Here is a 19,708-nt window from a genome sequence, read left to right on the forward strand (position 1 = left end):
GATGAATCGCGTGTTATGGCATAAGGAGCCAGAACAAACCCATGCCGTTTAGAACGGCAGTTGCAAAAAGCCGCTCCGACCGCCGATGAGACCCGCGGCGGTATCACCTTACGGTAATGAACCGATAGTTCAGCTAAGTCAGGCTAGACCCTCACGGTTTCGGCGCCATGCGCCAAGATAACCCAAACCAAGTGCGAGAACTACACCAAGCCCCATCCCGGCAATACCGCCCGCAGCCCCCAACACCAGGGTCTTGGGTGGCCAGCTGCGACCAATCGGAGGAATGGCAGTCGAAATGATCCGAATGTTGGTGGCATCAAGCTGCTGGCGCTGACTGGTCTCCGAAGAGCGGGTCAGGAATGTGTTGTAGATCGCTACTTTCGCGGCCATGTCACGTTCAAGGTCCGAAAGCTGAACTTGTGCATCATTGTCGAGCGCGACAGCGGAACGGGCGGAAGCAGCCTGTGCATTGAGAGCCGCAACGACAGCATTTGCCTGATCGAGATCAACCTTGGCCGATTGCAGGATACGTGCCCGCTCCTGCGCCATCTGCTGTTCCAGACCGGCAAGCTGACGTTCCGTATTTATCAGTTCCGGATAACGCGGCCCATACGTCATGGCCAGAGCATCGTAGCGCTGCTTCAGTGATGCATATTGTCCGCGCAAATTCGTCATCGTGGACGACTGTAAAGTACTTGCCGGACTGACGGCACTGCCGGTGTCCCTCGTCAGTTCTTCATAACGCGTGCTTGCTTCGGCAAGCCGCGCCTTGGCATCGACCAGTTTGGAATTGATCTGCGTCATCGACTGGGTGCTGACGAGTTCACCACCAGCGGTCTGCAGACCATGTGCCCTACGGAACGCTGCAACCTTTTCTTCCGCTTCAGTTGCTGCCTTCTGCAGCGAGGCCAAACGTTCGGACAGAGCCGAAGCAGCGCGCCCTGCACCGTCGGCATCCGCCTGTGCAATTTCTTCCTGAAAGGCATTGGCCAGAGAATCCGCAACTTTTACCGATTTCTCAGGATTATCGGTCCAGACCGCAATCGTAACCAGATAGGATCGTTCAGGACGCGCAACCGTAATCCGCTGCGACAATGCGCGAACCGCAGTCAACGTATCGTCTTTCGGCCCCACCGGTTTGCTGAGCCCCAACATAGCCCGAAGATCAAAAGCCGGTGGCGGCGGAACAAACTCCTCATCCTCATTCAGCTTCAAATCAGTCACAACCCGCCGCAGGACGTTGCCGGAAGTCAGGATGCGCATCTTGCTTTCGATGTCGAGAATCTGGCTGTCGGCCTGGAGGCTCTGGGCATAGACATCGTTGGGCAGCAACTGAAGCCCGGATGGTGGAACCAGCAAATCGGTATAGGCTGTATAGCGCGGCTTTGCCGTCATGCCGTAAGCAAGCCCCGCCAAACCGCCAATTATCGCCAGCGCTGCGATCAAAATCCAACCTGTGCGCATCCAGGCAAACGCCTCGAACAGGTCAAGTTCGGGCAGCATCAGCCCCTTGTTTGCGGTGGCGCTTGTTTCAGTGATCTTTTCTTCGTGAACGATATGCGTTTCGCTGCGAACGGCACGCAGCCGGTCATCGACGGGAACCAGATTTTCACTGGCGGTCTCCGTTACCCGTGCTTTCGAAGCGAGGTCGCGTAAGGTGTACATTAGTCGCCCCTAAAGTTCACTCAATAGCGCAAACATGGCGCTACTGTTTTCCTTAGACTTAAAGATTAAAAAATTCGGTTAATGAAAGGCAATCATCTGCAATGAGTGTCACTAAAATGCAAATGATGGTCATTTACTCATGCAGTTTCTGATAAATTTCACTCGACATGCTTGGCACCTCATGTTCTTCGGGACTAAGAGAAAATGAAGCATGTGCCTCACCACTGGAAACTTTACGGAAAATAACCCGGTTCTCTGCCATAACCTACTCTTGAAATTCCAAGCGTCTTTCATCCTCCCAGAAGCACGCTGGTCCGAGCAGCCCGAAAATTCGGTATGAAAATTTGAAACGCCATTGGTCGACATTACTGTCCTACGCAGCTTCGAGCGGCAGTCTTTTTGCGGCAAACATCGCGCAACTTTTTACATTCGCTATTCTGGCGCGTTATCTAGGCTCTCATGAGTTCGGCTTGTTCGTGACAGTCATGGCGGTAACCAGCATTGCTACCTTCATCTGTGGCCTCGGGGGAGCGGAATGCCTCGTCCGTCGCGTGGCACAGGATCGGGCGATTTATCCGGCAATGCTCGGCCACAATCTCATTCTTATCGCAATAACCGGCGTCATCCTCGTCGCCGCCGGAATGGTAATATTACCGTTCTGGCTGAACAGTTCTCCTGAATTTGCCGACAATCTGGTTGGGCTATTCCTGCTGCTCGTCACGAATATTGTACTGGTGCGTCTCATCCTGCTGGTCGAGCAGATTTATATCGCACATACCGACTTCGTATCCGCCAATCTTTCCGTCGTCGGGTTTGCCATTGCGCGCACCATCGCCGCAGCAATCGCGTGCCTTGTATTCGGCGTCTCAACCGTTGTCGGATGGGCTTATTGGCAGTTTGGGGTCCATGTACTGGTCGCCGTGATTTACGCCTTGTTTCTACGCAGGCTTGGCCGACCGTACTATACCATTGTGCGCGACGAGCTGCGACTTGGCGTGATGTTCGCATCGCAGTTTATCTTCAAGGCAGTGCGCCAGAATGCCGACCTACTACTGCTCGGGACCTTGATGCCGCCAAGCGTCGTCGGCAGCTACGGTGTTACCCGCCGCATTATCGACAGCAGCACATTGACAGTCGAGGCGATGAACCGTCTCGTCTACCCGCATCTGGCTCGTGCCAGCGCAAACGGCATCCATCATGCGCTACCGATTACAATGCGTCTGCTCGGTGCTGCTTTCGCCATCGGCATATTCACTTCGCTCGCCGTCTTTATCATTGCGCCCTACCTGCCCTATCTGTTCGGCAGCGAATACGACACACTGGTTTCCTTCTGCCGCACGCTTTGCTGGATTACCGTGTTTGTTGCCCTGTGGTCGATAGCGGTCGATCTTCTGGGTGCGGCGAGTCAGCACAGTTATCGCACGGCAGTCCTGAACACCGGCAATATTCTCGGCGCACCGCTTCTGGCGCTGGCTACCTGGTACGCGCCGATTACAGGAACTTTCGCAGCCATTTACGTAATTGAAATCAGTATTGTGTTGGCATCATGGGGATGCGTTATCTACCTCGTTCGCCGGAGTCGTGACGCAGAAGAGAAAAAAGGCGGTTTCAAGCAAGCGGGGGCTTAGACGACGCATATCTCTACGCCAGCAAGTGACATCAAGTCGCGACGTGTTCGCGCGATGCATATTGATGATATTCCTGCGGTCCGCGCGCTGTTCCAGCGAGTTTTTCGTCCACACTCAAAGTCATGCGACAAGACTTTCGATCAGTATTTTCAGAAGTTCTTTTTTGAAAACCCCTATTACGACCTGCGATTGGCGGCGTGGTCCATGAGGACGAGCACGGTGAGATCGATAGCGCGATCTCGGTCCTGCCCATTCCGTATAGGGGCAATGGCCAATCGGTAATGGGGCGATTGCTTTGCGCTTTCATGATGAAGCCGGAAATGTCGCCGCGCGGTGCGGCCGAATTGACGCTCACTTTGCGTCCAAGTGAAAAGATACGCAACTTCACCGACAGTGTTGCTCCCGTAAGCCTGAACCATTCCGAAGCAATCGAGGGGATTACACTCGGCACACACGGGCTTGGATGGACACGCGTTTTCCGAGCTGCCAGCTATGTGGCGAGTTACATTGCCGAACGGCGTCCAATCCTCGGTGGATGGATAACCAATTCAGTGGGCGGGTTGCTCAACCCGCTTTTTCCGATTCCCGCGATCAAGAGAGCCACCAAGCCCCAGGCAAATGTGAAGGAAATTGCGCAAGACGAAGCCATATTTCTTGTTCCCGGTTACCTTCAAAGCTATTTGGCACATCCAGCCTGGACAGAAAGCGATATCAACTGGTTGTTCCTGATGGCGTCGGACAATCAGGCTGCGGGCACCTTGCGATTCTGTGCAATCGCTGGCGAAAGCTGGAGCAGACTGTCCACGGACTTCTATTGAGCTGCAATCTTCCGTTCAAGAAGGAAGAACGTCGTCGGCCCCGCTTTGCCAGCTCCATTATCCAGCCGGAAAGCAATGGGGCCAGACCCGGCAGCAATCTTTTCATGAATCTTTCCATCAAGACCGACAGGCGAAAGTGTCCATGAAACTGTGTCTTGTGCCAGATTCACGTCCACTCGATTGCGTAGCAAAGTGACCGGCAGCCGCCCCCAATCCTCTATGATTTTCTCTGCCTTGTCGCGGAAATGCATATCGCTATTGCGAGCGTCGCTCGCAAAAATTATCAGCAGCTTTTCGCTATCCTTCAGCGGTTTCTCGTCTATTGCCGAAACAGCGAACAGCCCCCGCTCCTCGGCATTTCCGAGGGACAGCTCACTCAAAGTCAGGTGATCTTTCAGTTCGGCAAAAGCAACGGCCTCGGTCTTCGGCGTAATGACCTGCATCCGCAGTTTGTTGCGGTCGAGCCGGATTTGACCCGTAGTACTTTCAAACAAGCCCTGCGAAGGGTTGGTTATGTTGTCATCTGCAAGAAGTCCTGCCGCTTTCAGACGTTGCAGCACGTTATCGAGTGATACATTTCGATAATCGACCGCAACTTTTTTTTGCAAGCCCTGCGGCCAAGCCAGTTCTTTCGTGGCAAGACCTACCCCGCCAACAAGTGCCAGCCGCATGAGCCGGGCCGGTTCTCGAAACTCAAGCGATTCACCAAGGCTTGCCTCGCCCTGCATCATGAACGGTAGATTGAAATCTGCAGTTTCCACGTCGCCCCGGCGAAAGAGAAATGACGCCAGCGTTTCGCCCGCCCGCGCGACAGGATCGACAGCAAAAGTGTAGGGAACGATACGCTGACGGAATGGCGCGGCCTCATCAAACGCAAGCGTTAACGGTCCCTGCCCATGACGGCAAATGCCGTCCCAGCCCTGCAATGCGGCATAGGCCGGAAACACCAGACCCGCCTCATATCGATAACGGTTCCAGAACAGATGCTCATATTCGGTCACAAGAAACGGTCGACCGAGCCAGCGCCCGGCAGCGATGTCACTGACATAGGAAGCAGCGTCGCCAATCGAACTCGTATGCCTGATTTCCGTTCCGGGGTTGAGAGTTCCGATCCAGTCCTGATAGGTGTTGGCGACCACAGCTTTCTGGTTTTGTCGTGAAAGAGCAGTTTGAACGGTGAACCAGTTGTTATAGGGGGCGACCAGACCGCGATAGCCAAGATCGCGTAGCGCCTGTTCCATCCGTTGCGCCAGCAAACGTTCGCTCTCTACGACGAAGGCCTGAAAATCTCTCAGCCGTCTCCCTCCACCACTACGGCTTACGGGCAGCTGGACGGTCTGTTGTTCCAGACTTTCGTCAGAAGCCAACCCGCCCCAGACTCGGGACAAGGTGGCACTATCCGCATAGCGCTTTTTCAGAAATGCATTGAACACGGGACGATAGCCCGGCCAAAATGTTGTACCATCGTCGTGCTCGTGCACAAAGCTTGTAAACTCGATGCCATTTTCGTTGAACGGAATGACCAGTGCGAGGGCGGGATCCTGTAAAGGTGCAAGGCCTGTATAGGGATTGACTGTGGCGTAGACCTCTTTCTGGAAGCGCAACCAGTGATCGAATGCTGCATCGTCTACATAGGTTCGGCGCTTCAGATTGCCTTCCGGACCCCAGCGGTCAATGTCCCTTCCGCCCAAAGCGCCACTTTCGGAGGTAAGTTCGTCAATGATCCAGTAAATGCCTTCGCGTTTGAGCGCCGCCATAAGGTAGCGCATCCGGTCGAGAGCTTCAGGTCGGAAATCAAAATCGCCTGCCTGCTCAAGCATCAGATCGGCATCGACGAAATGGAAACGAGCTATATTGTAGCCATGCAGACGAAGCTGTCGCACATATCGATCAATGAAGGCATGATCTACCACGCCGGATGATGGAGGCCCCCAGGCAATCGCCGCACATTGCAGTCGCATCGCCTGGTCAGGCGTGTCTGCCTGTGCGAAACGCCCGTCGGCATTTGCGATCAAACGATTTTTCTCTTCAATCGGGATGTTTGTCAGAAATCCCGAAAAATCGAGTGGGCTTCCCGAGGAAATTTCGAGGTTGTTTTCTTTGACCGGAAGCCATTCCTCGGCGACAGCACCGGACATTGCGAGGGCCAAAAGTGAAACGGATACGGCCAGTCGCAGTGTTCTCATCAAGGCTCTCTTATAACCTTGCTTTCAATCCAGTCTGTAGGCTTGCGCCGCGGCTGAAAAAAGCCGAGCGGTAGTGCTGCTGCGTGGAATATCCATGCCACCACCGCATAGACACCAAGCTCTATACTGCGCGACCGGACCGACATTGCCACAAATGGCACCACGGCAATTACCGCGGCTGTCAGGATTGCCAACGGCCATCCCGGCAGAAAAACAAGAGCTGCTATGATTGCCAGCCACCAAAGATAGACTGCACCCCAAAGCCGTAGTTCCGGCAGTTCACGGAACAGATTTTTCTGATGCGGCTGCCCCATTGCAGCGCGCAACACCTCACCGGTTCCACGCAAATATTTGCTTTTCCAGCGGCGAACCAGAAGCTTATAGGCGTTCATTGTATAGCCAAAATGCTGCACAAAAGGCCGATCCAGGCGATAGAGCTTCCAGCCATTGCTGCGCAGGCGGACACCCGCATCAAACTCTTCATGGCCATGAAGATTGCGGTCTGAAAAATATCCCGACTGCTCAATCGCGCTGCGCCTGTAAAGTCCGCCGCCATTCATGCGGTCGATATCACCTGTTCGCGCTTCCGGCGAATGCCGCTTTGCACGACGCTGGAACTCAAGGCTTTCCAGAATCTGGTCCACGACATGACCAGTCACGCCGCCGACATCCGGGTGCTTGTCGAGATAATCGAGCGCTGTCGGCAGGAAATCTGGCTCAAGTATCATGTCGCCATCGATCAGGCAGATATAGGGCTGTGTTGAATACTGAAAGCCCAGTTGCGGGCCGAGACCGCAACTGGCTTGCGCGGGAGGCTCGATCTGCACGACCTTGATCGGATAGGATCGCGCAATTTCAATCGTGCGATCTTTAGACCCGCTATCCGCTACGATAACTTCTACCTTTCCGCCAGGCAAAGCCCTCAAGGCGCTCTCCACAGCCTCGGCGATACGCTTATCCTCGTTTAAAGTCTTGATGATAATCGAAACAGACATCGTTGCCCTATTTGCGAGAAAGCACGTGCGAAGCAATCAACCGGCAGGAGCCGGTCAAGTCAGCATTTCATAGTTTTCTTAGGTTTCAAATCTACTAAACACTTCAACTATAAAATGAGATTCGGTGCACTTACATAATCGAAATTCCCCAAATTGGAGATTCTGAAAGACTTTTATGCTGACCAATGATTTTGACATTCAAGTTTTTAGCAGTACGGAACAGCTAGCCGCCGACTGGCCGGATGCCGATGACAGAACCAGCACCGCATTCTTTGTCTTTCAGTCCAAATCATTCCTAAAAGCTTGGGAAGCAACCTACGGACAGAAATCCGGCGTGCAGCTATGCCTGACCGAGGTTCGCCAGTCCGATGGCACTCCACTTCTCTTTCTGCCGCTCTCTATTACACGTATCTACGGTTCCAGGGTGCTTTCATTCATCGATGACGGCGTGAGTGATTATAACGCGCCCATCATATTTCCAGCAGCAGCAAAGCTTTCTCATGATGCCGCGATGCGCGTCCTCGAAGCTGTTATCGCAAAAGTTCCTTTTCATGATGTCATTACGCTCCGCAAGATGCCCGAACGCGTTGAAGGCTCGGTAAATCCGCTCTGGCTGTTAACAAATCTGTCTTCAGAAGCATCAACACATGCAGTTTCTCTGACACGTCCAATCGAGGAGATCGAACTGTCCATTAAGAGCATAAAGAACATCAAAAAGCGCGGACGGACTCTTCAACACCTGGACGGGTTTCGTTTTTATCTCGCTCAAACCGAAGCTGAACGGCAGTCTGTCCTCGAAACTATGTTACGCCAGAAGCAGCGCCGCTTCGAAGATACGGAGGTTCCCGGCTTCGATGCTCATCCGGAAAAGCGGCGCTTTTTTGAACAAGCGACTGAACAATTAGCTCGATGCAATGCTCTTCATTTTTCGGCAATTGCGGTAGGTGAGACGATACTGGCCACGATGTGGAGCATCGTCCGCAATGGCCATTATTGTGCAATGATTACAACGTTCGAAAACGGCGACTGGAGCAAGCTTTCACCAGGGAAAGTTCTGATGTTGCGCCTGTTATCCGAGCTGAAAGCGCAGGATTACACCTGCTTCGATCTTGGCTATGGCGACGAGCCTTGGAAAACCGAGCTCTGCGACCAGACAACGCTCCTGCGCGACTATATTCGCCCGGTCACACTCCGAGGACGCATATCTCTTATCCTCGCCCATGCGCTGGAAAGAATGCGTGCGACTCCGTTCTATAAAAAGCTGCGTCCATTGAAATGGCAACTGCTGCGCAAATTTCGATAAGGTTTACGCCACTCGCTTCGGCAGCCGCACTGTGAAGGTCGATCCTTCGCCCAATTGTGAGCGAACAACCAGCCGACCACGATGGCGCGCGAGAATATGTTTGACAATGGCAAGCCCGAGGCCCGTACCCTTTTGAGCCCGGCTCGTTTCCACGTCGATCCGGTAGAAACGTTCCGTCAGGCGTGGCAAATGTTCAGCGGCGATACCTGGACCAAAATCCTGAATTGACGCAACAACTTCCGGCGAACTGCCACTGTCGTCCTCATTGAGCTTGATGATGACCTGCTTGCCCGCCTGCCCGTATTTGCAAGCATTCTCAACGAGGTTCTGAAACACTTGAATGAGCTCATCACGCGCGCCCGTAACAGTCACGGGATGATCCGGCAATTGACGCACGATACTGATATCCAGAGCAGCTGCCAGCGGCGTCAGCGTATCGGCGACGTGGTTGAGAATGGAAGTCACGTCAATGCATTCATTGACTGTCAGATGCGCCCGCATTTCGAGACGCGACAGCGACAAAAGATCATCGATCAGGCGCGACATACGTTCGGCCTGCTTCTGCATAATATCCAGAAAGCGGTCGCGCGCAGCCGCGTCGTTTCGAGCTGGCCCTTGCAACGTCTCGATAAACCCGCGTAGCGAGGCCAGCGGCGTGCGCAATTCGTGGCTTGCATTTGCGATGAAGTCCGAACGCATGCGATCAATGCGACGCGTCTCGCTTTGGTCGCGAAACAGAAGAACAAAAAGCTCAGATGTCCCATCCTTGCCCGGCAAAGCCTTGACCATTGCCTTGAACCAGCGATCAATCGGGACGCGCTCAAAATATTCAATGCTTCGCGCTTCGCCGTCTGCAATCACTCCTTGGATGAGCGCGTGCATTTCCGGGGCGCGAAACCGCAGATAGAGCGCGGTGCCAGTTTCCAGTGACTGGAACGCTTCGAGAGCCGCGGAATTGGTGAATAATACGGTACCGCTATGATCGAAGACGACCATCGGGTCGGTTAAGAGATCAGCCAGACGTTCGCCGGAGACTCCCGCCATTTCGTTAGGTGTTATATTCTTTACCGGCAGCTCGTCCGGTTCTGTGCTTGCAACTTCGCTTGCGAGCCACACAGCACCGAGCACGACAACGGCCAACAGACCGGCGCGAAACCAGAATGGCAGATCAAGAGCCAGCACACAGACGGCAAGAACCATGCTGGCGATCAAAACGCCCTTGACCCGGAGAAGCGGTTCGAAAATCGACTTCTCGGCCGGTGGTTCTGGATCGATGTGGTTGCCTGCCTCGCTCATGCTGCTTCCTTCTGCCGTTGTGGCATCGACTTTAACCGGAAATGTTCGAACGTCCTTTACGCGGCTTCCAAACAGCCCATATCATGCTTTGATATAAACGAAAGGGGATTGCCGTGGGTGACAGTTCGAAGACAGCTAACAAAAAGAAAGACAAAAAAGACGAGACAAAATCTGGCGACAAGCCAATCAAGCTAAAAGTTGACGGGGTGGCGCGTTCGTTTGACATAAGCGATCCGAAACTACCAAAATGGATCGACGACAATGCACTCCAGTCGGGTGGATATCCGTATCCATCCAAGATGAAGTCGGAAGAATACGAAGAGACGTTGGAGCGGCTTCAGATCGAGCTGGTCAAACTGCAATATTGGCTTCAGGATACGGGGGGACGTGTTGTCAGCGTTTTCGAAGGTCGCGACGCTGCTGGTAAGGGTGGAACCATCTTTACAATCCGCGAATTCATGAACCCTAGAACAGCACGTAATGTTGCCCTGCCGAAGCCTACCGAAACGGAACAAGGACAATGGTATTTCCAGCGCTATGTTGCGCATTTCCCAACTGCAGGCGAATTCGTCACGTTTGATCGCTCATGGTACAATCGTGCGGGTGTTGAACGTGTGATGGGTTTCTGCACTCCAACGCAACTAGAGACGTTTCTGACGGAAACACCCGATTTCGAGCGCATGATCGTTACAGACGGCATTCATCTGTTCAAGTTCTGGCTGGATATCGGTCAGGAGATGCAGCTCAAGCGTTTTCACGAGCGTCGCCATAGTCCGCTCAAAAACTGGAAATTCTCCCCAATGGATGTAGCAGGTATTTCTCGCTGGAATGACTATTCTGAAGCCCTGCACACAATGCTTGAACGGACCGATACAGGTTACGCTCCTTGGACAATCATCCGATCGAATGACAAAAGACGCGCCAGACTTGCTGCAATCCGGCGCGTCCTGTTGACATTACCTTATGAGGGAAGAGATCTCGAGGCCATTGGAGCTGAGGATCAATCTATCATAGGGCGAGGCGCGACGCTCCTCACTGAATCGTCGGAAGTGACGTAGAACAAGCTTGGCTGGTGCGGTGTCTTTTCCCACAGATGAGGCACATGCACCAGTTGCCATAGCGCACGCCATGCGGAGATTGAAATCAACACCCAGTAAATTGGGATTGAGAATAGATAAGCATATCCTCCCAATTCTGTTGGCTCCATTGTTCTGGCGCCCAAAAGGTAAAAGCTCAGATAGGCGAACAGAATGTTCGTCACATCAATCCCCAACAGCCAGATGCCCTGCGTCGTCAAAGGCCCGAATAACATACTGAGAAGCAGAATTGCGAACATGGCCAGCATGAGGGGATGCAGAAGCGCCGAACTGATTATGCCTAAAGTATAAATCTGATTGACGGTAAATCTGAACCAGCCGAGCTCGCGCCATGTGCTATGCGGCTGACGTCCATGGACAAGCCATGTCTGCATCCAGCCTTTGAGCCAACGGGTTCGCTGTTTGCGCCAGACGTCGTAGTTCACCGGTGCGTCCTCAATTGTTCCACGCGTTATAACGCCAATGCGATAACCGAACCGAGCGAGCCTTACGCCCAGATCAGCGTCCTCAGTAACATTATAGGCATCCCAGCCACCGACATCCTCCAGACAAGATCGCCGAAAATGATTGGACGTACCGCCCAGCGGAATAACAAGTCCTCGAAAAGCGAGCCACGGCAAGAGCCCCCGGAAAAGCGCTGCATACTCAAAGGCAAACATTCGTGTCAGCAGATTGTGGCGGAAGTTACCGATAATGAGAGGCGCCTGTACACAGGCCAGCTTGTCGCCTTCTGCCTGAAAAGTCTGCCACGCCTCAAGCAACTGATCGGGATGTGGTCGATCCTCTGCATCGAAGACCGCGACAATCTCACCCCGCGCAAACTGCAATGCGTAATTGAGCGCTTTTGGCTTCGTCTTAGGGCCGCCGGACGGCACGAGGACCAATTCAAAGTTTAACGGAAGCTGCTCACGACGTATTGCCGATATTGTATCGAAGTCGTCCTTTTCGCAGACAAGCTTGATATCGAGTTTACTGGCTGGCCAGTTCAATCGCTTCAAGCTCGAAACAAGCTGACCAACCACATCCTGTTCGCGATAGAGCGGGACCAGGACAGAATAATTCGGTAAATCGCGTGGCCTGCATTTCTTGATTTCAATAAACTTCAATCGTTGTCCGGAGACGGCCGCGAACAATCGGATCATCACGCATCCAAAGAAGAATATCGACAGCGCTACATGGAGCACCAACAAAGTCGTCCCCGGCCAATTGAACAGGCAAGCGAAGAATACATAAATTGCCATCGCAATGATGAATGCCTGCGGCGTATCGAGAACGCGTGCAGCTGAAAGCGACTGCGGTGTCATTCCATGGGCCCGTGCGATCAGATCCTTCTGATGGCGTTGCCGCATGATTTGCTTCAAGAGGGTCGGCGTGCAGATACGTATTCTGCTCTTCAATGTCGGCGTCGCCAGAATATGATCTCGAAGAGTTCCAATGCGATTTTCTGACGGAGCGATGTAGAGATAACTCCCTCCGTCCGAACCGAGCAGCATGACTTGCCCCACATCAACGAAAGCCGATGGTTTCTCCTCGCCCGATACGAAGATGCGCGAGGGTAAAGCCTCGCTTGTGAACTCCACCCCTAAAAAGTCAGCAATAGCTGCATAAACGACTGTTTCCGAAACATCACCTCGCTGTACCAGTTCCACGCAAAACGATGTTCCATGGTGAATAGCCGCACTATAAGCCCCCAGCAACGCATCTCTGGGCACGCCACATTGTTCCAATCTGGCTGATATGGCGCTGCATACCTCCAGATCGAACGTACTCGATACACTACTCATAGCACCCCCGCACTATTGAATATTCATAATTTATGTTTTAGGAATTTACACATATTCTAATTTTACCAATCGTTTTATTAGATGTTTGCTTTGGTAAAACTTGCAATCTAAAGGTATTATACTGCGAAGGAATTGCAACCTTTATTTTCATAGCACCTTGGTTGAATATTGTTCATCGCTCGACTTTTCAGTTAACGCTAAATTATAGGGAAAAGGAGAAAAGCGGGGCATGAGACGCAACCTTTCCAGACTGTTGATCGTGCTGGCATTCACATGTGGCACTCATGGCGCCTGGGCTTCAGACGCACAGCCGGAGGCTCCTTCCTTCATCAATCAGAAGGAACGCCTGCCATTGCCGTCCTTGCAAGCGTTCAACCGGCTGAGGTTCATCACAACAGTCGATTTCCCACCTTTCAATATGCTGGGCGATCAGGGACATCTTGCGGGCTATAATGTCGACCTTGCTAAGGCACTTTGCCACCAGCTGGGCGTCGATGACATATGTCAGATCGAGGCTGTGCCATGGAACGAGCTTGAAGCGCGACTGCTTGGCGGACAAGCAGAAGCCATCATAGCAGGGTGGAAGCCGACCGAAGCAAACCGCGGGCAATTTGCCTTCTCACGGTCTTATATGCGACTGCCTGCGCGATTTGCGACCACCAATGCTAACGCATTTAACGACAACGCAGTTACAGCCACGAAGGGCAAGACCGTTGGCGTAGTTGCAGGCGCCGCGCATGAGCAGCTTCTGAAAAGCTATTTCCCTCACGCGATCGCCAAACCGTACCCTAATGATTCACTGATGCTCGCCGATCTCAAAAGTGGCAAGATAAGCGCTGTATTTCATGACGGCATGTCACTTTCCATGTGGTTGAACAGCCCAGAAGGTCATGGATGCTGCACATTTGCAGCCGGCCCCTATCTTGCACCGCAATATCTTGGCAGTGGCCTCAGCATCGCTGTAGCACAGCAGAACGCTCCTCTCGTCAATGCCTTCAACAATGCCCTTCAGGCCCTGCAGGAGAAAGGCACGTTAACAGAGCTCTATCTGCGCTATTTTCCGAACAGCTTTTACTGAGCCAAGCATCAGACGATTCCGGCTGACAAAATCGGGACAGCCGTTGCGTGCCATTTTGACGCAGAGAAGACCGCTTACCAAACGAATTTTCAGATATTTTTGAAATTTCCGACATATCGATACTTACAGTACAGAAGTAAAATTATTTCTTATCAAAGAAATAACTCAGCTATACGGAAAAAAATTAAAATATCATGCACTGATCAACATGAATTGCGCCGCTTCTAACATAAAATCATCAATAAATACATCCATTTATTTTGACTTGAACAAACCGTCCGCTCATCAATAATTAAATTCAGGGAGAAGGAGGATTTATACAATGTTTGATGGCGTACCCGCTCAATGGCACAAGGCTCCGGAGCAAACAAAGCGCTCGCCTAATGAAGCTGCCTACGTGTTTCTCGGCATCATGCTTGCGGCACTCAGTGTACCCGCAACTTTTCTAGGGTGGGCAATCGTTCAGAGTATCGCATCGCTGTTCTAGAGATTGTGAGGCTTCTTTCTCAAAAGCTTGTCGCGAAGAGTTCCAGCCTTTCCAAGGAATGCAAGTATAGGCCGATGCAAAAAGCCCCGCCTTTCGGCGGGGCTTTTGTTTGACATTCGAGACTGACTAGATCTGATTATCGATCTGCCCGTTCGGACCAGTCGTTTCGTTCACATCCTCATCCTCCGGCTTCTTCGGAGGCTTACGCGCTATCAGACTGTAGAACATCGGAATGAAGAAGGTTGCGATGAATGTTGCCGCCAACATGCCGCCGATGACGCCCGTACCGATCGAGTGACGACTTGCCGAACCGGCGCCGGTACTAACCGCCAGCGGCACGACGCCGAGAATGAAGGCCAGCGAAGTCATCACAATCGGACGGAAGCGCAGACGAGCTGCCGACGCTGCCGCCTCAATGGCGGACTTGCCCGTCTCTCGTTCAAGCACCGCGAATTCCACGATCAGAATCGCGTTCTTCGCCGCCAGACCTATGAGTGTCACCAGACCAATCTGGAAATACACGTCATTGGTCAACCCGCGCAGATCGGTCGCCAACAGCGCACCGAAGATAGCAAACGGCACTGCGGTGATGACGGCGAGCGGCAGGCTCCAGCGTTCATACTGTGCAGCAAGGATCAGGAACACCATGACGAGACCAAAGATCATGGCCTGTGTGCCTGTGCCGCTGGTGGTCACTTCCTGATAGGCCGAGCCGGTCCATGCAATCTGATAGCCTTGCGGAAGAACTTCCGCTGCCACTTCCTGCATTGCCTTGATCGCATCACCGGATGTGAAACCCGGTGCCGGATTACCGGTAATCTTCGCTGCATTGAAAGCATTGAAGCGTTCCAGCTGATCCGGACCGACGATGCGCTTGACTGTCACAAGAGCATCGAGGGGGATCATGCTGCCCGAATTGGCCCGCACGAAAACATGCTTGAGATCGCTTGGATCGCGACGGAACTCGGCTTCCGACTGCAGGTTGACCTGATAGTTGCGGCCAAACAGCGTAAAGTCGTTGACGTAGAGGCTGCCGAACGTCGCCTGCATTGCAGTGAATACAGAGTTGATCGGCACACCCATAGCCTTCGCCTTTTCGCGATCAAGCTGGATGTCATACTGCGGAACGTTCGGATCAAACGTCGTACGGACGCCCTGCAACTCCGGTCGCTTGGCCGCAGCTTCGGTAATGAGCTTGGTCGCACGCGTTAGCGATTCCACACCACCGCCTGTACGATCCTGAACATAGAGTTCAAAGCCGCCGGTCGTGCTGAGGCCCATGATCGGAGGTGGGTTGAACGCCAGAACAAGCCCGTCCTTGATACCCGAATTCATCGCCATAATCGCGCCGGGAAGATTGCGCGCGTCAGTCTCAGGTGTCGTACGCTCCTTCCAGTCCTTGAGCATGATGAACATCGTGCCCGCACTGGTTTTCAGACCACCCGACAGAAGGTCGAAACCGGACACCGCGAAGACGCTTTCCACAGCTGGACTCTTCCGGATATTCGCACTCGCCTGATCGAGAACTGCAGTTGTACGCTCCAAAGAGGCCGCAGGAGGAAGTACCGCAACGCTGAACAGGAAGCCTTGATCCTCATCCGGCAGCAGCGATCCCGGAACTCTTTCGAAAAGATAGTACGTCGCGCCGAGAAGACCTGCGAACAGGATGAGGCCGATTGCTGCACGCTTCAAAAAGAAGCGAACACCGCTGGAGTAACCATCTGTTACCCGCTCGAAGAAGCGGTTGAAAATACGGAACGGCAACATCGGCTCGTGATGACCCGGCTTGAGGATCAACGCACAGAGCGCCGGTGTCAGCGTCAGAGCCACAAGACCCGACAACGTCACCGAGATCGCGATGGTGACGGCGAACTGCTTGTACATTTCGCCGACAAGACCGCCCATGAAGGCGACCGGAATGAACACGGCGCAGAGCACGAGAACAATCGCGATAACCGGCCCCGTTACTTCGCCCATGGCCTTGATGGCGGCCTTGCGCGGCGAAAGTTTCTCGGTCGTCATGATACGTTCGACGTTCTCCAGAACCACGATGGCATCGTCGACCACGATGCCGATTGCCAGCACCAGACCGAATAGCGTCAGGAGGTTGATGGAGAAGCCGAGCACATACATGCCCGCGAATGTGCCAATGATCGAGATCGGCACTGCGATGATCGGAATGAGCGTCGCGCGCCAGTTCTGCAAGAAGATGAATACCACCAGCACGACGAGAATGATCGCCTCGATGAAGGTGTGAACCACTTCCTCAATGGAGACCTTGATGAACTTCGTCGTATCAAACGGGATCGAGTAATCGATGCCCGCCGGGAAGCTCGCCTTCAGCTCATTCATACGGTTCTGAATGAGTTCCATCGTATTGAGCGCGTTCGCACCCGGCTGCAGATATATTGCAATCGGGACAGCAGACGTGCCGTTAAGATTACTATCGACGAGATAGCTTTCTGTTCCCAGTTCGACGCGCGCAACGTCCTTCAGACGGAGAGTCGCAGCGTTGGGGCTTGAACGCAGGATAATGTTTTCAAATGCCGCAGCATCCGGCAGACGTCCCTGCGTGGTCGCCGTATAGGTGAACGGCCCGGCTTGCGGGTCTGGCTGATCGCCGAAGCGGCCCGCAGCAAACTGCGCATTCTGTTCCTGAATAGCCGTCGAGACATCGCTCGGGGTCAGATTATACTGCGCCAGCTTATCTGGACGCAACCAGATGCGCATCGAATAATCGATATTGCCAAGCAGCTGCACATCGCCGACGCCCTGCAAACGTTTGAGGTCATCGACCACGTTTAGAAGCGCGTAGTTACCGACATAGGTGCGGTCATAACGATCGCTGTCGGAAAACATGGCGACCATGCCCAGAATCGTGGTGGAACGTTTGTCCACCGTGACACCCAGACGCTGCACTTCCTGCGGAAGGGACGAGGTCGCACGCTGCACCCGGTTGTTGACATTGATGGTGGCCTGATCCGGGTCGGTGCCCAGAGCAAAGGTTACCGTCAACTGCATGGTGCCGCTACCAAGGCTCGAGGACTGCATATAAAGCATGTTCTCGACGCCGTTGATCTGCTGTTCCAACGGTGCAGCAACAGTTTGCGCCACCGTTTCGGCACTTGCGCCGGGATAGGTCGCACTGACGACGACTTGTGGCGGCGTCAGTTCAGGATACTGGGCAATAGGCAGGATCCGAATACAGATCAGGCCAGCCAGCACGAGCACAATGGAGATGACCGCCGCGAAAACGGGGCGGTCGACGAAGAATCTATTCATTGCTTGCCTGCCGCCTGTTCTTTGCCAGCATCAGCACCAGCCTTATCGGGCGACGTCTGATTGCTTGCTTCAGTAGCTGCGTCGACCGGATTCACGGGCTTACCCGGAGCTGCTTTGATAAGGCCCTCTGTGATGACCCGATCGCCTGCGTTGAGTCCTTCAGAAACCAGCCAAGCATCGCTCAGCTCACGCGCAACCGTGATAGGCCGCACCTCGACAACATTGTCCTTGTTGACCACGTAGACGAACTGCGTCTGCGGGCCCTGCAGCAACGCAGCCTTCGGAATCGTGATGCCGTTCTTGACCTGAATGCCGAGAATCACTGCTCGGACGAACTGGCCCGGGATCAAACGGCGATTAGGGTTCTCAACGACCGCACGGGCACCAAGCGTGCCCGTTTCCGTATCGAGCGACGACGAGGTGAAGTCGATCGTACCTTCATGGTCATAAGCCTGCCCGTCGCCGAACAGGACTTTAATCTTGAGCCGATCGGCATCTTCACCCGTGGCGCCGCGCTCAGCGCGCAAACGGTCAATTTCGGCTGCTTCCGTGTCCGTAAAGGAGAAATTCACATAGACCGGATCGAGCTGCGTGATCGAGGTCAGGAGGCTGGAAGATGCGTCTGTGCCGATAAGGCTACCCTCGTTCACTTGCTCAAGGCTCGTGATACCGCTGATGGGCGCGGTGACCTTGGTATAACTCAGGTTAAGCTCTGCTGTACGCAATTGCGCCTTGGCTGCTGCAACCGACGCCTTGTTCAGGTCGCGCGTCGCAAAAGCAGAGTCGCGCACGGCTGTACTCTGGACCTTCTGCTGGACCAATTGTTCGGCGCGTTCAGCATCGCGAATGGATTGCTGATACTGCGCTTCGGCCTGCGCTACCTGTGCCTGAGCCTTTTCAAGTTCCGCCTCGTAGGGTGCCGGGTCTATCTCGAACAACACGTCGCCAGCCTTAACTTCCGTGCCCTCGATGAAATTGCGGTGCAGCAGTATCCCGCCCACACGCGCACGCACCTGAACATCGCGATAGGCACTGATACGCGCCGCATATTCATAGGTAACTGGTACATCATGCGGCTCGACCACGGTAACGGTTACCTGTGGCGGTGGCGGCGTTGCACCCCCGGGTGCTTGCGCCAGAACGGGTTGCCCCGCAAAGACAAGAAATGCGGCCCCTGCCGCAAAAAGCCGAATGGAACGGTTAAGAGTCATGATGGGAGTGCCCTTGCTGTCGCGCGGTGCTGCCAATTTAACATACACGAGTGTTTGTAAACACGAACTACCGTGTTATAGTCAATCACCTAATATTACAGATCACGAATGAGTTATCCAGATTCAGTGGCAAATTAAGGCCCTTAGCCCGCATTCACCCGAGAGAAAATCATGCGAAGAACGAAAGCCGAGGCCGCGGAAACCCGGGAAGCCATTCTGGTGGCCGCCGAGCAGGTTTTCCTCGAGCGCGGTGTCAACCAATCTACACTGATGGAAATCGCCTGTCATGCTGGAGTGACGCGAGGCGCGATTTATTTCCACTTTCGCGACAAAGTTGAGATCCTTCGCACTATTATAGCCAGTGTCCGGTTTCCGCAGGAAGAAATCATGTTGCAGGCTGCCGTCGTCAATCATCCCAATCCAATGCATGTTCTGGAACAATCCATTATCCAGGCGCTGCAGCTTTTCTCGAACGACGAGCGCCAGCAGAATATTTTCATTATCATTAATCAGCGATGCGAGTTTGTCGGTGAGATGGCTCCGCTTGAGGACCGTCTCAGGGAAGCTCGCGCCAATGTTCTCTCATTGTTCGCAGGCTTGCTCGACGTGGCTGCCAGACGTGGGGAGCTTTCGAAGGATTGGACTGCAGACACTGCAGCCCCGATCCTACTTTCCATGTTGAGCGGACTTCTCAACGAGTGGTTGCGCGGCGACAGAAACTATGACCTCGTAACTTATGGCGGCAGAGCAATTTCGGTACTCGTCCGATCCCTGAAAAATCAGGTATCTGAAGCCCGTTAAATGCCTAGCAGTCACAATTGAGATATCGCCCCGGGGCGAACCTGCTATTTCCCCCAGTCGCAAGTTTCAACCTATTG

General features: G+C 53.5%; 13 protein-coding genes. 6 read left to right on the forward strand and 7 right to left on the reverse strand.

The features are described from left to right. Positions 1 to 138: 138 nt before the first annotated feature. Complete coding sequence (locus tag MKS82_RS08085; protein ID WP_109986018.1) at positions 139 to 1,665, reverse strand: GumC family protein; 1,527 nt, start codon at positions 1,663 to 1,665, stop codon at positions 139 to 141. Positions 1,666 to 2,009: 344 nt separating this feature from the next. On the opposite strand from MKS82_RS08085, the gene MKS82_RS08090 reads away from it, so the two are divergent. Both MKS82_RS08090 and MKS82_RS08095 read left to right on the forward strand, forming a co-directional pair. Next, positions 2,010 to 3,293: a lipopolysaccharide biosynthesis protein gene (locus MKS82_RS08090; RefSeq protein ID WP_109986017.1), complete on the forward strand. Its 1,284-nt coding sequence runs from the start codon at positions 2,010 to 2,012 to the stop codon at positions 3,291 to 3,293. Positions 3,294 to 3,490: 197 nt separating this feature from the next. Continuing rightward, the gene (locus MKS82_RS08095) at positions 3,491 to 4,111 is read left to right on the forward strand and encodes a hypothetical protein (protein ID WP_240578588.1); all 621 of its coding nucleotides are present in this window, start codon (positions 3,491 to 3,493) and stop codon (positions 4,109 to 4,111) included. On the opposite strand, the gene MKS82_RS08100 is transcribed toward MKS82_RS08095, so the two are convergent. Together MKS82_RS08100 and MKS82_RS08105 are read right to left on the reverse strand one after the other, a co-directional pair. Then, positions 4,105 to 6,297 carry a glycoside hydrolase gene (locus MKS82_RS08100; RefSeq protein WP_109986016.1) on the reverse strand — a complete coding sequence of 731 codons (2,193 nt, stop codon included), beginning with the start codon at positions 6,295 to 6,297 and terminating at the stop codon, positions 4,105 to 4,107. The genes MKS82_RS08095 and MKS82_RS08100 overlap by 7 nt on opposite strands. After that, positions 6,297 to 7,292: a glycosyltransferase gene (locus tag MKS82_RS08105; RefSeq protein ID WP_109986015.1), complete on the reverse strand. Its 996-nt coding sequence runs from the start codon at positions 7,290 to 7,292 to the stop codon at positions 6,297 to 6,299. Before MKS82_RS08105 ends, MKS82_RS08100 begins: the two co-directional genes overlap by 1 nt. 175 nt (positions 7,293 to 7,467) lie before the next feature. Between MKS82_RS08105 and MKS82_RS08110 the strand changes: the two genes are divergently transcribed. Continuing rightward, positions 7,468 to 8,595, forward strand: a complete 1,128-nt coding sequence (locus MKS82_RS08110) for a GNAT family N-acetyltransferase (RefSeq protein ID WP_109986014.1) — start codon at positions 7,468 to 7,470, stop codon at positions 8,593 to 8,595. Positions 8,596 to 8,598: 3 nt separating this feature from the next. Here the strand turns inward: MKS82_RS08110 and MKS82_RS08115 are convergent, their stop codons facing one another. Further along, on the reverse strand, positions 8,599 to 9,891 hold the full coding sequence (locus tag MKS82_RS08115; RefSeq protein ID WP_109986013.1) for an ATP-binding protein: 1,293 nt from the start codon (positions 9,889 to 9,891) through the stop codon (positions 8,599 to 8,601). A gap of 113 nt (positions 9,892 to 10,004) precedes the next feature. On the opposite strand from MKS82_RS08115, the gene ppk2 reads away from it, so the two are divergent. Beyond that, positions 10,005 to 10,949 carry a polyphosphate kinase 2 gene (gene ppk2, locus MKS82_RS08120; RefSeq protein ID WP_109986012.1) on the forward strand — a complete coding sequence of 315 codons (945 nt, stop codon included), beginning with the start codon at positions 10,005 to 10,007 and terminating at the stop codon, positions 10,947 to 10,949. Here the strand turns inward: ppk2 and MKS82_RS08125 are convergent. Next, on the reverse strand, positions 10,892 to 12,772 hold the full coding sequence (locus MKS82_RS08125) for a glycosyltransferase (protein WP_181394219.1): 1,881 nt from the start codon (positions 12,770 to 12,772) through the stop codon (positions 10,892 to 10,894). The genes ppk2 and MKS82_RS08125 overlap by 58 nt on opposite strands. 229 nt (positions 12,773 to 13,001) lie before the next feature. On the opposite strand from MKS82_RS08125, the gene MKS82_RS08130 reads away from it, so the two are divergent. Continuing rightward, positions 13,002 to 13,850, forward strand: coding sequence for a transporter substrate-binding domain-containing protein (locus MKS82_RS08130; protein WP_109986010.1), 849 nt, complete (start codon positions 13,002 to 13,004; stop codon positions 13,848 to 13,850). A 613-nt stretch (positions 13,851 to 14,463) separates the two neighbouring features. Here the strand turns inward: MKS82_RS08130 and bepE are convergent. Both bepE and MKS82_RS08140 read right to left on the reverse strand, forming a co-directional pair. After that, positions 14,464 to 17,619 carry a multidrug efflux RND transporter permease subunit BepE gene (bepE, locus tag MKS82_RS08135; RefSeq protein ID WP_109986009.1) on the reverse strand — a complete coding sequence of 1,052 codons (3,156 nt, stop codon included), beginning with the start codon at positions 17,617 to 17,619 and terminating at the stop codon, positions 14,464 to 14,466. Then, positions 17,616 to 18,830, reverse strand: a complete 1,215-nt coding sequence (locus MKS82_RS08140; protein ID WP_109986008.1) for an efflux RND transporter periplasmic adaptor subunit — start codon at positions 18,828 to 18,830, stop codon at positions 17,616 to 17,618. The genes bepE and MKS82_RS08140 overlap by 4 nt, the downstream gene beginning before the upstream one ends. Before the next feature lie 171 nt (positions 18,831 to 19,001). Here MKS82_RS08140 and MKS82_RS08145 point away from each other — a divergent pair, with 171 nt between their 5' ends. Further along, the gene (locus MKS82_RS08145) at positions 19,002 to 19,631 is read left to right on the forward strand and encodes a TetR family transcriptional regulator (RefSeq protein WP_109986007.1); all 630 of its coding nucleotides are present in this window, start codon (positions 19,002 to 19,004) and stop codon (positions 19,629 to 19,631) included. Positions 19,632 to 19,708 lie beyond the last annotated feature (77 nt).

Origin of the sequence: Ochrobactrum sp. A-1 (assembly GCF_022488005.1) — a bacterium.
Classification (GTDB): Bacteria; Pseudomonadota; Alphaproteobacteria; order Rhizobiales; family Rhizobiaceae; genus Brucella.

Bases quoted from the DNA above. Each gene is read 5' to 3' on its own strand.
- MKS82_RS08145 (WP_109986007.1), top strand. From the start codon at position 19,002: ATGCGAAGAACGAAAGCCGAGGCCGCGGAAACCCGGGAAGCCATTCTG.
- MKS82_RS08105 (WP_109986015.1), bottom strand. From the start codon at position 7,292: ATGTCTGTTTCGATTATCATCAAGACTTTAAACGAGGATAAGCGTATC.
- MKS82_RS08140 (WP_109986008.1), bottom strand. From the start codon at position 18,830: ATGACTCTTAACCGTTCCATTCGGCTTTTTGCGGCAGGGGCCGCATTT.
- MKS82_RS08100 (WP_109986016.1), bottom strand. From the start codon at position 6,297: ATGAGAACACTGCGACTGGCCGTATCCGTTTCACTTTTGGCCCTCGCA.
- MKS82_RS08125 (WP_181394219.1), bottom strand. From the start codon at position 12,772: ATGAGTAGTGTATCGAGTACGTTCGATCTGGAGGTATGCAGCGCCATA.
- MKS82_RS08115 (WP_109986013.1), bottom strand. From the start codon at position 9,891: ATGAGCGAGGCAGGCAACCACATCGATCCAGAACCACCGGCCGAGAAG.
- MKS82_RS08110 (WP_109986014.1), top strand. From the start codon at position 7,468: ATGCTGACCAATGATTTTGACATTCAAGTTTTTAGCAGTACGGAACAG.
- MKS82_RS08085 (WP_109986018.1), bottom strand. From the start codon at position 1,665: ATGTACACCTTACGCGACCTCGCTTCGAAAGCACGGGTAACGGAGACC.
- MKS82_RS08130 (WP_109986010.1), top strand. From the start codon at position 13,002: ATGAGACGCAACCTTTCCAGACTGTTGATCGTGCTGGCATTCACATGT.
- bepE (WP_109986009.1), bottom strand. From the start codon at position 17,619: ATGAATAGATTCTTCGTCGACCGCCCCGTTTTCGCGGCGGTCATCTCC.